General features: G+C 33.9%; 13 protein-coding genes, 1 tRNA gene and 1 pseudogene. 6 read left to right on the forward strand and 9 right to left on the reverse strand.

The window, feature by feature from the left end; translation table 11 throughout:
* Positions 1-90: 90 nt before the first annotated feature.
* The 9 genes from ASE21_RS15085 to ASE21_RS15120 form a co-directional block, all read right to left on the reverse strand.
* Positions 91-1,314, reverse strand: coding sequence for a sterol desaturase family protein (locus ASE21_RS15085; protein WP_057123515.1), 1,224 nt, complete (start codon positions 1,312-1,314; stop codon positions 91-93).
* A 133-nt stretch (positions 1,315-1,447) separates the two neighbouring features.
* Positions 1,448-2,734: a Glu/Leu/Phe/Val family dehydrogenase gene (locus tag ASE21_RS15090; protein ID WP_242410284.1), complete on the reverse strand. Its 1,287-nt coding sequence runs from the start codon at positions 2,732-2,734 to the stop codon at positions 1,448-1,450.
* A 444-nt stretch (positions 2,735-3,178) separates the two neighbouring features.
* A complete protein-coding gene (locus ASE21_RS15095; protein WP_057123517.1) occupies positions 3,179-4,030 on the reverse strand; it encodes a DMT family transporter in 852 nt (283 codons plus the stop codon).
* A 164-nt stretch (positions 4,031-4,194) separates the two neighbouring features.
* Positions 4,195-5,658 (reverse strand): AAA family ATPase, encoded by a 1,464-nt coding sequence (locus ASE21_RS15100; RefSeq protein ID WP_057123518.1) that lies wholly within the window; start codon positions 5,656-5,658, stop codon positions 4,195-4,197.
* Positions 5,659-5,746: 88 nt separating this feature from the next.
* On the reverse strand, positions 5,747-6,865 hold the full coding sequence (locus ASE21_RS15105; protein WP_057123519.1) for a vWA domain-containing protein: 1,119 nt from the start codon (positions 6,863-6,865) through the stop codon (positions 5,747-5,749).
* A 106-nt stretch (positions 6,866-6,971) separates the two neighbouring features.
* A complete protein-coding gene (locus tag ASE21_RS15110; protein WP_057123520.1) occupies positions 6,972-7,346 on the reverse strand; it encodes a YchJ family protein in 375 nt (124 codons plus the stop codon).
* Positions 7,339-7,578: a hypothetical protein gene (locus tag ASE21_RS15115; RefSeq protein ID WP_057123521.1), complete on the reverse strand. Its 240-nt coding sequence runs from the start codon at positions 7,576-7,578 to the stop codon at positions 7,339-7,341. Before ASE21_RS15115 ends, ASE21_RS15110 begins: the two co-directional genes overlap by 8 nt.
* A 71-nt stretch (positions 7,579-7,649) precedes the next feature.
* Positions 7,650-7,799, reverse strand: coding sequence for a hypothetical protein (locus ASE21_RS22045; protein ID WP_165871962.1), 150 nt, complete (start codon positions 7,797-7,799; stop codon positions 7,650-7,652).
* Positions 7,799-8,341: a hypothetical protein gene (locus ASE21_RS15120; RefSeq protein WP_057123522.1), complete on the reverse strand. Its 543-nt coding sequence runs from the start codon at positions 8,339-8,341 to the stop codon at positions 7,799-7,801. The genes ASE21_RS22045 and ASE21_RS15120 overlap by 1 nt, the downstream gene beginning before the upstream one ends.
* Before the next feature lie 84 nt (positions 8,342-8,425).
* Here ASE21_RS15120 and ASE21_RS15125 point away from each other — a divergent pair, with 84 nt between their 5' ends.
* The 6 genes and pseudogenes from ASE21_RS15125 (at position 8,426) to ASE21_RS15145 (ending at position 12,574) form a co-directional block, all read left to right on the forward strand.
* On the forward strand, positions 8,426-8,674 hold the full coding sequence (locus tag ASE21_RS15125) for a hypothetical protein (RefSeq protein WP_057123523.1): 249 nt from the start codon (positions 8,426-8,428) through the stop codon (positions 8,672-8,674).
* Between the two features lie 165 nt (positions 8,675-8,839).
* The gene (locus ASE21_RS15130; RefSeq protein WP_057123524.1) at positions 8,840-9,280 is read left to right on the forward strand and encodes a KTSC domain-containing protein; all 441 of its coding nucleotides are present in this window, start codon (positions 8,840-8,842) and stop codon (positions 9,278-9,280) included.
* A 259-nt stretch (positions 9,281-9,539) separates the two neighbouring features.
* Entirely contained in the window at positions 9,540-10,301 is a 762-nt protein-coding gene (locus ASE21_RS15135; protein ID WP_057123525.1) for a DUF4369 domain-containing protein, read from the forward strand.
* An 18-nt stretch (positions 10,302-10,319) separates the two neighbouring features.
* Positions 10,320-10,706, forward strand: a pseudogene (locus tag ASE21_RS22470) (peroxiredoxin family protein); the annotation flags it as partial.
* A 186-nt stretch (positions 10,707-10,892) separates the two neighbouring features.
* Positions 10,893-10,976, forward strand: a tRNA-Tyr gene (locus ASE21_RS15140).
* Between the two features lie 290 nt (positions 10,977-11,266).
* Entirely contained in the window at positions 11,267-12,574 is a 1,308-nt protein-coding gene (locus ASE21_RS15145) for a site-specific integrase (protein ID WP_057123526.1), read from the forward strand.
* Positions 12,575-12,827: the final 253 nt, after the last annotated feature.

Consider the following 12,827-nt stretch of genomic DNA (forward strand, 5'->3'; position numbering starts at 1 on the left):
GAGAATCTAATCTTTGTAGAGTTTGTTGCGGAGATTTCTCCCTCGTCGAAATGACAAACAGGCGTTAAATCACTATTAAATATTGTCTTTTTATTCTGCAGACTCCAATTGTAAAATCATATTTTGATAATATCTGCTCAACGAAAATAATTGTTCTGCAAAAATCATAACCGCAAGCGGAACAAAGAAAAATATGGCTAAGTCTCTTTCGTAAAGAAAATAAGTGGTAATCATAAAAATGCGGGTATATTCAAGATAATAAATCCAATTTCGCTGCTCTAGTATTGCGCCGCAATTTATTAAAGTGATTATAATAACTGATAAAACAAAGACTTTATCGTAAGTTTCCAGAATATCAAAATAATACGTAAAAACAGTTAATAATAAGGTACAAATTCCCAATTGTATATAAAGATAGTTTCGAAAGCGAAGTCTTTGATGCGGATTGCATTTGTCCTGAAGAAAACGTTTTTCTAATGTAGGCCGGATATCCTGATCCATATTTGCAGGACTTCCAAAAACGGCTTTCCATCTTGCTTTAAAACCTTTTGAGCGTCTCCACAATTCGTATATTTCAAAATAATAATGAAAATGCTGCCAAAGAAAACTGTAGCTTTTTAAAGGATGTGTCAATCCGTATTTGGGTTTTTCTTCCTCTTCCTGGAAAGTTCCAAAAAGACGATCCCAAAATGTAAACATATCGCCGTAATTTTTATCGAGGTATTTTTCGTCAGATGCGTGATGAACACCATGCACTGAAGGTGTTACAAAAACATATTCCAGCCATTTTATTTTTCCAACGAGCTGTGTATGAGTAAAGAAAGAATAAGCACCATGAACAACCAGCATTGTGATAACCATTGTAGGATGAAACCCGGCGAGAGGAAGTACACACCAAAATCCAGTCCTTATTATGGCCTGAAAAGTTGTAATTCTGGCTGCGGCCGTAAAATTAAATTCTTCACTATGATGATGCACAATATGTGCTGCCCAGAAAAAATTGACTTCATGTCCTAATCTGTGGTACCAGTACCATACAAAATCTGTGGCGAGAATCAAGGCAATCCAGACTAAAAAATTACTCGGAATATTGAAAATCCTGTAATTATCATAAATCAAATAATACAATTGATAAAAGCTTGCAGCAACAAACAAATTAATCAATCGTTCTGCAATTCCAATACTTATATTAGAAACAGAACTTTCATAATTAAAAATTTCAGGTCTCTTTTTTCGTTGTGCCAGCTTATATTCCAGAAATAAAAAAATAAAAAAAGCGGGCATTGCAAAGGCAAGAAAATTAATATTTTTCATTTTTAAAAATTACTTTTCGATTTAAAAAACTAAATGACAATCAATTAAACTAAAAAAGACATTTTCATCAATCCAATATCAAATAGAAATACATTAATATTAACCGATGAAAATAGTCTGAATTTTTATTAATCTAGTTTTGTTTATAATTATCAGCTTCTAAAGTCACTTCTTTAACAGATTGTGTATCAGCCACTTTTTTCAAAGCGATAATATAAGCAGCAATTCGCGGCGTTACATTGTATTTGGCAGCAGTTCTAAATACCGTTTCAAAACCTTTTTCTAATATGTCTTCTAAACGTTTGTTAATTTGATGAATTCTCCAGGATTCCAATAATGAATTTTGAAGCCATTCAAAATAAGAAACTGTCACACCTCCTGCATTTGCCAGAATATCCGGGACAACTAAAACATTATTGTCATGCAGAATTTTATCAGCATCTGAAGATACCGGGCCATTTGCAGCTTCAATAATTATTTTAGCGCGAATGTCTTTTGCATTTTTCTGCGTAATAACATCTTCTTTTGCAGCCGGAATTAAAACATCAACATCCAAAAGCAATAAATCTTCATGTTTGATGGCAACAGAATTTGGATAACCTTTAATGTTTTTGTTATTCAGATTGTAATATAAAATCAACTCCGGAATATTAATTCCGTCCGGATTATAAAATGCTTCAGAAACATCACTTACGGCAACTATCTTAACTCCTTTTTCATATAAAAACAAGGCCGAATGCAAGCCAACATTTCCAAATCCCTGAATGGCAGCTGTAGATCTTGCCGCTCTGATTTTTAACTTTTCAAGTGCAAGCAGAGTAATAATGCTCACTCCTCTTCCTGTTGCTTCTACTCTGCCCAATGAACCTCCTGAATGCAGGTGTTTTCCGGTTACAACAGCATGAATTGTTTTGCCGTGAACCAATGAAAACTCATCCATCAGCCAGCCCATTTCATCAGGGCCTGTTCCCATATCCGGTGCCGGAACATCTTTTTCAGGACCAAAAATATCAGCCAGTGCTTTTGTGTAAGCTCTGGTAATTTTTTCTAATTCTGTTTTGGAAAGTTTTTTCGGGTCACAAATAATGCCGCCTTTTGCTCCTCCAAAAGGAATTCCTGTTACGGCAGATTTCCAGGTCATCCAGGCTGCCAATGCTTTTACTTCATCAAGATTAACAGCATTGTCGTAACGAATTCCGCCTTTTGAGGGACCTAAAGCCGTGTTGTGAATTACGCGATATCCTTCAAAATTTTGCTCGGTTCCGTTATCTAATGTTATAGAAAAATTGACCACAATTTGTTTTTCAGGACGCTGCAGCTTTTGCCTGATAGATTCATCTAATTTCAGAATATCGGCTGCTATATTAAACCTGTCAATCATCGATTGAAAAGGATTCTGTTTTATAATTTCTGCACTCATAGTATTTACTTTTTATTTTTTTGGTTTATCGATTTGGACTTAATGAAATGTATTTCTGAATAAAAATCAGCAGCAGCACATGCAACACGGAATTTTCATCTGGCAGCAATGCATCATGCTATGTGTGTTTCTATTCGATCTCATTTTTATTTATTTTTAAATAGTTCCTAAAAAAAGCCTTTCATGGTGCATGAAAGGCTAAAAAAAAAATAACTAACAAGTACTTTCTCTATTAACGCCATTTCATCGCATTGTTTGAAATGCAGCACATCGTCAGACTGCACATAAACGGGATGATATTTAGACTATAGTTTTTCATTGTTATTGCAAATCTATAAAATATTATTTATAAATTCTATAGAATTAGTAGAGTTTATTTTCAGAAATATAAATTTAATATTAAAAACCCTTGTAAATTAATGAATTAAGAGATTTAAAAAAACATCAAAATTGAGATTTCACGATAAAAACAATGGCAATTAAAGCTAAAACGAGCCCTAAAACATTGATTTTGGATAATTTTTCTTTGAAAAAAAGCAAACCAATAAGACTTCCTAAAACAATCACACCCATGTTCATTCCGGCAAAAACAGTAGATGGATTTTCAGCGAAAGCTTTATGTGCTTTTAGGTAAAATAATATATTTCCGAAGTTGAAAATCCCCACTAAGCTTCCAAAAAGAATATTTATGGAATTCAGTTTTACTTTTTTTATTACCACATGATAAACAACTACCAGTAAAGAAACCGCCAGTGAAATATCGAAAACTATAAATAATGAGGTTGTATAAGGCAAAGCTGTAAAAAGCGCAATTTGTTTAAAGAGAATATCAATAATTCCAAAACCTAAAAATACAGCTGCCGGATAAATCCAGTTGTTTTTCTCGTTTCCCGATTGCTTTTTTAAGATGAATAAAAGCGCGGCAAATCCTATAATTAATCCGATAACTTTATATGAATTGAATTCTTCCTTAAAAATCAGCCAGGCCGCAATTATTGGAATAAAGAGAGAAAGTCGCTGCGCGGCATCTGTTTTTACGATTCCCATATGTTTTATGGAGGCAAACAAAAAAAGAAAAACAACAGGCAGTAAAATACCAACTGCAGTATAAATATTCCATGGCGCATCTGAATGTACAACATGCAAATCCGGGCTAAAAGTGAAATAGCAAAGCAATATTGCCATTATATAATTGAAAGCTATAATTTGAATTGGATCTGCATTGTATTTTCGCGTTATTTTAAAAATCACGCCAACTGTTACACTGCACAAAATGCTTAAAACAAGAAATAACATAGAATTAAATTTTAGCTGTAAAAATAGGTTTTAAATATTTCTGATTCCATATAAATCTTTGTCAAAGTTTAAAACTTTGACAAAGATCGCTGAACATAAAAAAACCGGCAGATTTTAAAAATCTGCCGGGTTTAAACGAAATAATAATCATAACAATTAACCATTTATAATTTACTGATATAACTTCCGTACATATCTTTAAACTGGTGTCCCTGTGCAAAACGATCTTTACTTAATTTTTTATATTCTACCAAAGCCCACAAAATGAACTCTTTTACAAAATACTGATCATTTTTATCCAATTGCGGCTGGTATTTTTTTAAGAGAATATCCAAAGGAGCAACTTCATCTAAAACGGCCTGATATTCAGCATCTGAAGCATCATCTAATAATTCGAAGCCGCTTTCTGCAAAAAACCATTCAATTAAATCTGAATAAGGTGTTTTTTCTCCCGGTTTTTCTAATTTTTCAATTTTAGGGAAAAACGATGGGAATAAAGTTCGAATTGCCGAACCTATTAAATGCTGAGCCACAACAGCAGCTCCCTCCTGCTCTCCTTCGTAAACCAATTCTACTTTTCCTGTAATAGCCGGAATTATACCTATAAAATCAGATAAACGAAGATTTGTTTTATCTGCTCCCGATTTTAAAGCGCGGCGTTCTGCTGTACTTATTAAATTTTCAAAAGCCGTAATGCTCATTCTGGCACTTACACCGCTTTTATTATCAATATATTCACTTTCACGCGCTTCAAAACTAATTTGCTCTAAAATGTCTCTGGCTAAATTTGGAACATAAACGATATCACTTTGATTTTGATCTAATTTAGCTTCTTGTTCTGTAATCGTTCTGGCAATTTCTACACTTTCAGGATAATGCGTTAAAATCTGCGAACCAATTCTATCTTTCAGAGGTGTTACGATACTTCCTCTGTTTGTATAATCTTCCGGATTTGCTGTGAAAATAAACTGCATATCAAGCGGCATTCTTAATTTAAATCCACGAATTTGAATATCGCCTTCCTGTAAAATATTAAATAATGCAACCTGAATTCTGGCTTGTAAATCTGGTAACTCGTTGATCACAAAAATACTGCGGTTTGCTCTCGGAATCATTCCGAAATGAATTACACGATCATCTGCATAGGATAATTTTAAATTTGCAGCTTTTATAGGGTCAACATCCCCTATCAAATCTGCAACTGTAACATCCGGAGTCGCCAGTTTTTCAAAGAAACGTTCACCTCTGTGCAGCCATGAAATTGGGGTATCATCACCTTTTTCCCCGATTAAATCTTTTGCAAAACGTGAAATTGGATGAAAAGGATCGTCATTGATTTCTGAGCCTGTTACAAACGGAATATATTCATCCAGTAATTCTACCATTTTACGCGCCAGACGTGTTTTGGCCTGTCCGCGAAGCCCTAACAAATTAATATTATGACGAGAAAGAATAGCACGTTCCAATTCCGGAATTACTGTATTTTCAAATCCGTGAACACCTTCAAAAACTGGTTTTCCCGCTTTTATTTTCTCACGAAGGTTATTTCGCAATTCGTCCTTAATACTAATACTTTTATATCCTGCAGCTTTTAACTGTCCTAATGTTTTTATGTTGTTTATTTCCATTTTATTGAAATATCTATTTTATTGTTTTGATTTGCTTTGTGTTAGACGCACTGCAGTGCGTCTCTACATTGAAAACTGAGACTGAAAACTATCTAACTCTCTTCTTCCTATTTGTTTCATAATCCTCAAAAATCATTTCACCAAGACCTTTTAATCCTGTATAAAATGCTTTACCCTGATTGGCTTCTGTAAAATGATTTACAAAACGCTGCAAATACGGATCGTTTGCAATCATGAAAGTCGTAATGGGAATATGCAATTTTCTGGCTTGTTGTGCCTGTGTATAACATTTATCTACGATATATTCATCGAGACCATTGCTGTTCATGTAGTAGGAACCATCACGTTCACGAACGCAGCTTGGTTTTCCGTCGGTGATCATAAAAATCTGTTTGTTGGTATTTCGTTTTCGACGTAAAATATCCATTGCCAATTGAAGTCCGGCCACTGTATTGGTATGATAAGGTCCAACTTGCAGATAAGGCAGATCCTTAATAGGAATTGTCCAGGCATCATTTCCAAACACCAAAATATCCAGCGTATCTTTTGGATAACGGGTTGTAATCAATTCGGCCAAAGCCATTGCCACTTTCTTGGCAGGCGTGATTCGGTCTTCACCGTACAAAATCATACTATGGCTTATATCAATCATTAAAACAGTACTCATTTGTGCTTTGTACTGTGTTTCTTCAACAATCAAATCATTTTCAGTCAGCATGAAACTTTCGACACCATTATTAATCTGGGCATTTCGCAGACTTTCAGTTAACGAAATACGTTCTAAGCCATCACCAAAATTAAATTCACGAAATTCTCCGGTATGTTCGTCACCATTTCCGGCATGTTTTGTTTTGTGATTTCCGTTACCGGAACGTTTAAGATTTCCAAAAATCTGATCCAAAGCCTGCTGACGAATCGCACGTTCTGTTTTGGCAGTAATTCCAAGACCATTTGTTCCGTCTTCTTTGACTTCGTCTTTTATATAACCTTTCTTTTTTAAATCTTCGATAAAATCATCGATTGTGTAATTTTCGTCGGTTAGTTTATATTCAATATCCAGCTCCCGAAGCCAGCTTATTGCTTCGTCAAAATCTCCCGAAGTATGAGTGATCAGCTCTTTGAAAATACCAAAAAGTTTTTCAAACGGAGACTGAAACGGAGCTTCGTATGACTTGAAATAAAATCCTTTTTTAAACTCGTTTTTCATAATTTTAAAATTACGTTTTTTTAGAATTATGAAAAACGAAACGTTTATTAATTTTTAGTTAAAATATTTAACCAAAAACTTGAACTAACAGTGTTAGATATAATAATTATTCAAACTTTCCGTCAACATAAAACCATTCTTTATTTTCCAATTTAAAAGTCGAAAATTCATAATGTATTGTTGGTTCATTACTTGAATTTAAAAAATAAGCTTTAAACTCAACTGTATTTTCTGTAAAGCTTAAAATTTCTAATTTCTGCCATTTATTAGCCTGTGCCCAATTTAAAATTTCAGCTTTTGAATAATATTTTCTTTCAGAAATATAAGTAGTTTCTAAAAGATAATTGGCATTATGAGTCGCGTAAGCAGAATATCTTGAACGCATTAAAGCCAGAGCCGTTGGTGCTTTTTGTTTTTTTTGAAGATATAATCCACAGCAGTCTTCAAACTCCAATCCTGTATCACAAAAGCATTTATGCATCGCCGCCACCTACTTCTTCCTCTCCATTAATCTTTACATGAAGCTGATTTAACAAAACCTGATATCTGCTGATTTCTCTTAACTCTTCATCTTCTTCGGCAAAATCCAGCATTTCGTCTAAAACCTCACTTACTTCAAGTAATTTATTATTGGCTTCTCTATCATTTTTTACAGCAATCAAATCAATGATTTCCTGTACACTGGCTTTTAAAGTCTCAAATTTTGAATTCATATATTTTTGTTTTTGTTTTTTTTGTTTCAGGTTTAAGGTTAGGGTTCAAACTTGAAACCTAAAACATTATTTTATTCCTCAGGATTTTTATTTTCGTTGAATTTCTTCACAATTTCTTTTAATTTTTCTTTGCGTGAAACCTCAGCTTGTTTTTTCTTAGCCTGGGCTTTATGCAATTTGTCATTGTGAATTTTAATATTTCGTTCGTTATTGCGTCCCATTATATTTCTCTTTTAATTTCTTCTAAACTTTTTTCCGTAAAAATCAATTCGTTGATAATCTGTTTCCTTAAATCGGCTATATCATCATAATCAAAATATTTTGCCCATGATGTCAGTTGCTGCAGATTTCTAATTTGTTTTAAACGCTTTGCAGTTTCAAAACTGGTTCTTAAAACAGCTTTCCCATCATATTCCGGATTATTTTTATGCTGATAATTGGCAAGATTTTTATCAAAATCGGCTTCTATATAATACAGCTTCTCTTCGGCATTATCAGGATAAAATTCATTCCATGCCGCAAAACCAATCTTTGTTTTTGATTCGGTTTCAGGCTCAAGCACAATCAGGCGCCACTTACTGTTGGCGAGTCTTCCCCAATGATTGGATACGCGATACATTCCATTTTGTGTGTAATAATAAGAACTCCCGGCCTTACTTTCGAACTGTTTTTTTAAACCTTCAATTTCATTTGCCGGCACTTCTTTAAAAACACAAAAGGTATTTTTAAAAGAATTTGGATGCGGCTTAAAATTTTTCTGCATATGCAAATATACTCAGATTGTCGGGAACTCCCTAAAACAAACCTAAATTGATTAACTTTGCATTTAAATTTTAAATTAAAAACTATGTCTAAGAATTCACAAGAAAAAATGCCTCAAAAAGGAGTTTACACCGGAATTATCGAAAAAGATGAAAACAACAATTATTTCTGTGGTGAATATCTTTTAGATTATAAGATTGCAGATGCCAATTTTAAGGTTGGAGACTGGATCACCATTAAATCTGTAATCGAAAACCCAAGCGACATCAGCTATAATAAATATCCTAAGAAATCTAAAAATTTTGACAAGGCTAATCATAAGCCGGAAAATTAATTATATTAAGTGAGTTGTCATTTTCTTACGTATAATGTAATCATAGCTCAGATTTTTTTTAGATGAAAACTGAAAAGTTAAAAAAAAGTGTACCTTTGCAAAAAATTTGTCGTTTTGAAGTAAAAACACTCATTTCGAACTAATAGACAAGAAGTTACCTTATTTATGAAAAAAATAGTTGAATACCGTAAATTACTGAATGTAGAAAAAACTGCAGAGTTAAAAGATTTAAAAACAATTTATCGTAATGCGATGAAAGAATCTCATCCTGATAAATTTGTAGGTGATGAAGCTGGTTTGAAAGCTGCAGAAGAAAAAAGTAAAACAATTATTGAAGCTTACCATTTTTTAGTAAGTATTCATCCTGATACAATCAAACTTAATTTACCAGAATACACAGAAACAATCTCAACTTGTACTATTACAGATTATAAATTTGTAGAAGGACGTTTGATTATTGATTTCTCTAACGGAAGTGTTTACGAATACATCAGCGTTCCTAAAGCAACTTACGTAAAAATGGTAAACGCTGATTCTCCGGGAAGATTTGCAAAAAGACATATTCTAAACACTTTTACATGGAGAAAGAAAACAAATCAGGAATAAAACTATTCTAAAATAATTCAAAAAGCACTCTTCTTACAGAGTGCTTTTTTTATGCCCAACTATGAAAAAAATCCTATATTAGCCTTAGAAACAAAAACAGAACAAGAGTTTTAAATGAAATAAATACTTCAAAACCCTTGATTACAGGACAATTAGACATAAAAAAACTATAACAAAATTTTAGGTTACAAAATTCTATATGTTTTATAATTTTAGATACTTTTGTTGCACAAATCAATTAACTAATTAATTTTTTATAATGAAAAAAATACTTTTTTTACTTACAGCTTCTGCAGCTATCATTTCTTGCAGCAAAGTTAAAGACGGAGAATACCTAATTACAGGTACTGCAAAAGGAATTGAAAACGGAAAAACAATCATTCTTCAAGGTCAGGATCCAACAACAAGAATGGCAGTTCCGCTTGATACAGTAAAAGTTGAAAATGGAAAATTTGAAATAAAAGGAAAAGTTACAGAACCAGCTTTCCATACCTTAATCATTCAGGGTGCAAACCAGCCATTCCCTTTTATCCTAGAAACGGGAGAAATCAATATCGAAATAGACAAAGACAGTATTCATAAATCTAAAGTTTCAGGAACTTACAATAATGAAGAGTATTCAAAATTCAATGAGGATTTAACAAAAACTCAAAAAAGCTTAATTGATTTCCAGAAAAAGAATACAACAAAAATGCAGGATGCTCAAAAAGCTCAGGATACGGCAACTATCAACGGCTTGATGAAACAATACATGCAAATTCAGACAGAAGTTCAAGCTAACACTAAAAAGAAATATGTAGCTTACGCTGAAACACATCCAAAATCTTATATTTCTGCATTGATTATTCAGAGTATGATTAATGATCCAAGCAACGATATTAAAAAAACAGAGAGTTTATACAATGCTTTAGACGAATCTGTTAAAAACACAACTCCTGGTAAAGAAATCAAAACAAGACTAGGACAAGCAAAAATGCCTGCAGTTGGTGCATCAGCTCCTCCGGTTGGCAGCGCTAAATGAAGAGCAGATTTTTCTGCGCCTAATCCGGAAGGAAAATTAGTTTCGCTTAAAGAAAGTTTAGGCAAAGTAACTATCGTTGATTTTTGGGCTTCATGGTGCGGACCATGCAGAAAAGAAAACCCAAATGTTGTAGCTATTTATAAAGAGCTACATGCAAAAGGATTAAACATCGTTGGAGTTTCTTTAGATAAAGATGCTGAAAACTGGAAAGATGCTATCGAAAAAGATGGTTTAACATGGACACATGTTTCCAATCTTAAATTCTGGGACGAGCCAATTGCGAAACAATATAATGTTGAATCTATTCCGGCAACTTTTATTCTTGACGCATCAGGAAAAGTGGTTGCTCAGGACTTAAGAGGTCCGGAATTGAAAGCAAAAATTATAGAACTGCTCGCAAAATAATCCTACATTTTAAAATAAATAAAAAAATCTCCCTAGTGGAGATTTTTTTATTTTATTCAATTCCAACGAATTAAAAAATAACTTTAAAATAACTTAAAATTAAGTTCGATTTTTGTTTGCAAACATGAAAAACGTTACTATATTTGCAACCGCTTAGAACAACAAAGCGCAACAAAGCTGAGATCTGGGGAGATACTCAAGCGGCCAACGAGGGCAGACTGTAAATCTGCTGTGAAAACTTCGCAGGTTCGAATCCTGCTCTCCCCACCAAAAGGGTAAAAGAAGCGAAAACAAAAGTTTTTCAATCTTTTCAAAAACCCGCAAAAAACGTGGTAAAGCCTGCAAATCGTAAGATTCGCAGGCTTTTTTGATTTTACGGCATTTTCAATTTTTATAAAAGTACCCAAAATTTCTATGGCAAAATCGTGGCACATTCAGGTGTCGCCAAAATGTGCCACAGAATTTGGGTTAATCCCTTTTAAACAGAGGGGTTAAGGAGGTTAACGACTTGTTTTTTTGACGCTATAATTCTACATTTATTAATCCTAAAACATTGAATTATGTTAGAAAGCAGTTTTGGGTTGGTTTTCTTCTTGAAAATCCCCCGCAATGACAGTAAGATTAGAACCGTTTACTTTAGAATTACAGTAGACGGGACTCCAAAGGAGGCATCAACCAAAAGAAAATGGGATATGACCCGGTGGGATCAGAAAATGGAAAGAGCAGTCGGCAGCAAGGAAGATGCGAAATCGCTGAACTTCTTTTTGGATTCATTGACCCTTAAAATTAATGAAATCAAAACGGAAATGATGTATGGCGGCACATCCATCACAGCCGAAAAAGTGATGGATAAGGTTCTGGGAAGAACTGCACCAAAGGTGAAAGTGCTTGAAGAATTCCAAAAGCACAACGATGAGATGGAAGCGCTGCTTGGAAAAGGATATGCAAAAGGCACGCTTGAACGCTTTACAATTACCAAAAACCATCTTACATCCTTCATCAAGGTTAAATTTAAAACAGCAGATATAGAATTTGCTGAATTAAATCTGGAATTTATAAAGGATTTCGAGTTTTATCTGAGAACAGTCCGTGACTGCAGCAATAATACAACCCTTAAATACATTGCCAACTTCAAGAAAATTGTTATCCGAGCCATTGACAATGAAATTATCAGTAAAGATCCGTTCAAAAACTTTAAGGGACGCAAAACAAAACTGGTAAAGAAACCTATTACAACGCAGGAATTATATGAACTGGAGAAACATTATTTCAGCACAGACAGACTTGATGTAGTAAGAGATGTGTTTGTATTCCAATGCTATACAGGACTGGCTTATATTGATGCGTATCAATTAAAGAAAACTGATATTAAGAAAGGAATTGACGGCAACCTATGGATAATGTCGGAAAGACAAAAAACCAATTCTTCATTTAATGTACCTCTGCTTCCTCAGGCACTAAAAATAATTGAAAAGTATAAAGACCACCCCCTCTGTGTTCAACGTGGCACCGTACTGCCGGTTTCTTCCAATCAGAAAATGAACGAGTATCTGAAAGAAGTTGCAAACTTATGCGGTTTTCCTTTTACTCTAAACACTCATATGGCCCGCCGGACTTTCGGAAGTACGGTGACTCTTAATAACAATGTCCCAATTAATGTTGTAAAGGAACTTCTTGGACATTCCTCTGTCAAACAGACTGAAGCGTACGCTATCACGGAACAGGCGACAATTGGACGTGAAATGTCTATACTGAATAAAAAGCTCAACAAGGCTGAATCCAAAATATCCAAACCGGACTTGGCTGTTCTCACAAGACTGGAAAAAGAAATAGAGGCCATCAAAAAGAAATACAATATTTCTTCTTGATCTATAATTTCAAGATATATTCAAATAAAAAAGAGGTTATCTCAAATATTTTGAGATAACCTCTTCTTGCATAGTTTTACTTCACTTTTATAACCTGGATGGTAAGACGGCGTGTATTTAATGTATCCTAAATCTTGAAGCTGCTTAAAGTACTTGTGATAAGTAGGCAGAGTGTTCACATGCGACAACTGCATAATTTTGCTGCGGCTTACTTTTATCTTCCTTCTCTCCCCTTGCCTATACCCCAATCCAA

It is taken from the genome of Flavobacterium sp. Root901, from assembly GCF_001429765.1.
Lineage (GTDB): Bacteria > Bacteroidota > Bacteroidia > Flavobacteriales > Flavobacteriaceae > Flavobacterium.

Excerpts from the sequence above, each read along its gene's own strand:
- ASE21_RS15085 (WP_057123515.1), bottom strand. The coding sequence starts at position 1,314 with ATGAAAAATATTAATTTTCTTGCCTTTGCAATGCCCGCTTTTTTTATT.
- ASE21_RS15090 (WP_242410284.1), bottom strand. The coding sequence starts at position 2,734 with ATGAGTGCAGAAATTATAAAACAGAATCCTTTTCAATCGATGATTGAC.
- ASE21_RS15095 (WP_057123517.1), bottom strand. The coding sequence starts at position 4,030 with ATGTTATTTCTTGTTTTAAGCATTTTGTGCAGTGTAACAGTTGGCGTG.
- ASE21_RS15100 (WP_057123518.1), bottom strand. The coding sequence starts at position 5,658 with ATGGAAATAAACAACATAAAAACATTAGGACAGTTAAAAGCTGCAGGA.
- ASE21_RS15105 (WP_057123519.1), bottom strand. The coding sequence starts at position 6,865 with ATGAAAAACGAGTTTAAAAAAGGATTTTATTTCAAGTCATACGAAGCT.
- ASE21_RS15110 (WP_057123520.1), bottom strand. The coding sequence starts at position 7,346 with ATGCATAAATGCTTTTGTGATACAGGATTGGAGTTTGAAGACTGCTGT.
- ASE21_RS15115 (WP_057123521.1), bottom strand. The coding sequence starts at position 7,578 with ATGAATTCAAAATTTGAGACTTTAAAAGCCAGTGTACAGGAAATCATT.
- ASE21_RS22045 (WP_165871962.1), bottom strand. The coding sequence starts at position 7,799 with ATGGGACGCAATAACGAACGAAATATTAAAATTCACAATGACAAATTG.
- ASE21_RS15120 (WP_057123522.1), bottom strand. The coding sequence starts at position 8,341 with ATGCAGAAAAATTTTAAGCCGCATCCAAATTCTTTTAAAAATACCTTT.
- ASE21_RS15125 (WP_057123523.1), top strand. The coding sequence starts at position 8,426 with ATGTCTAAGAATTCACAAGAAAAAATGCCTCAAAAAGGAGTTTACACC.
- ASE21_RS15130 (WP_057123524.1), top strand. The coding sequence starts at position 8,840 with ATGAAAAAAATAGTTGAATACCGTAAATTACTGAATGTAGAAAAAACT.
- ASE21_RS15135 (WP_057123525.1), top strand. The coding sequence starts at position 9,540 with ATGAAAAAAATACTTTTTTTACTTACAGCTTCTGCAGCTATCATTTCT.
- ASE21_RS15145 (WP_057123526.1), top strand. The coding sequence starts at position 11,267 with ATGTTAGAAAGCAGTTTTGGGTTGGTTTTCTTCTTGAAAATCCCCCGC.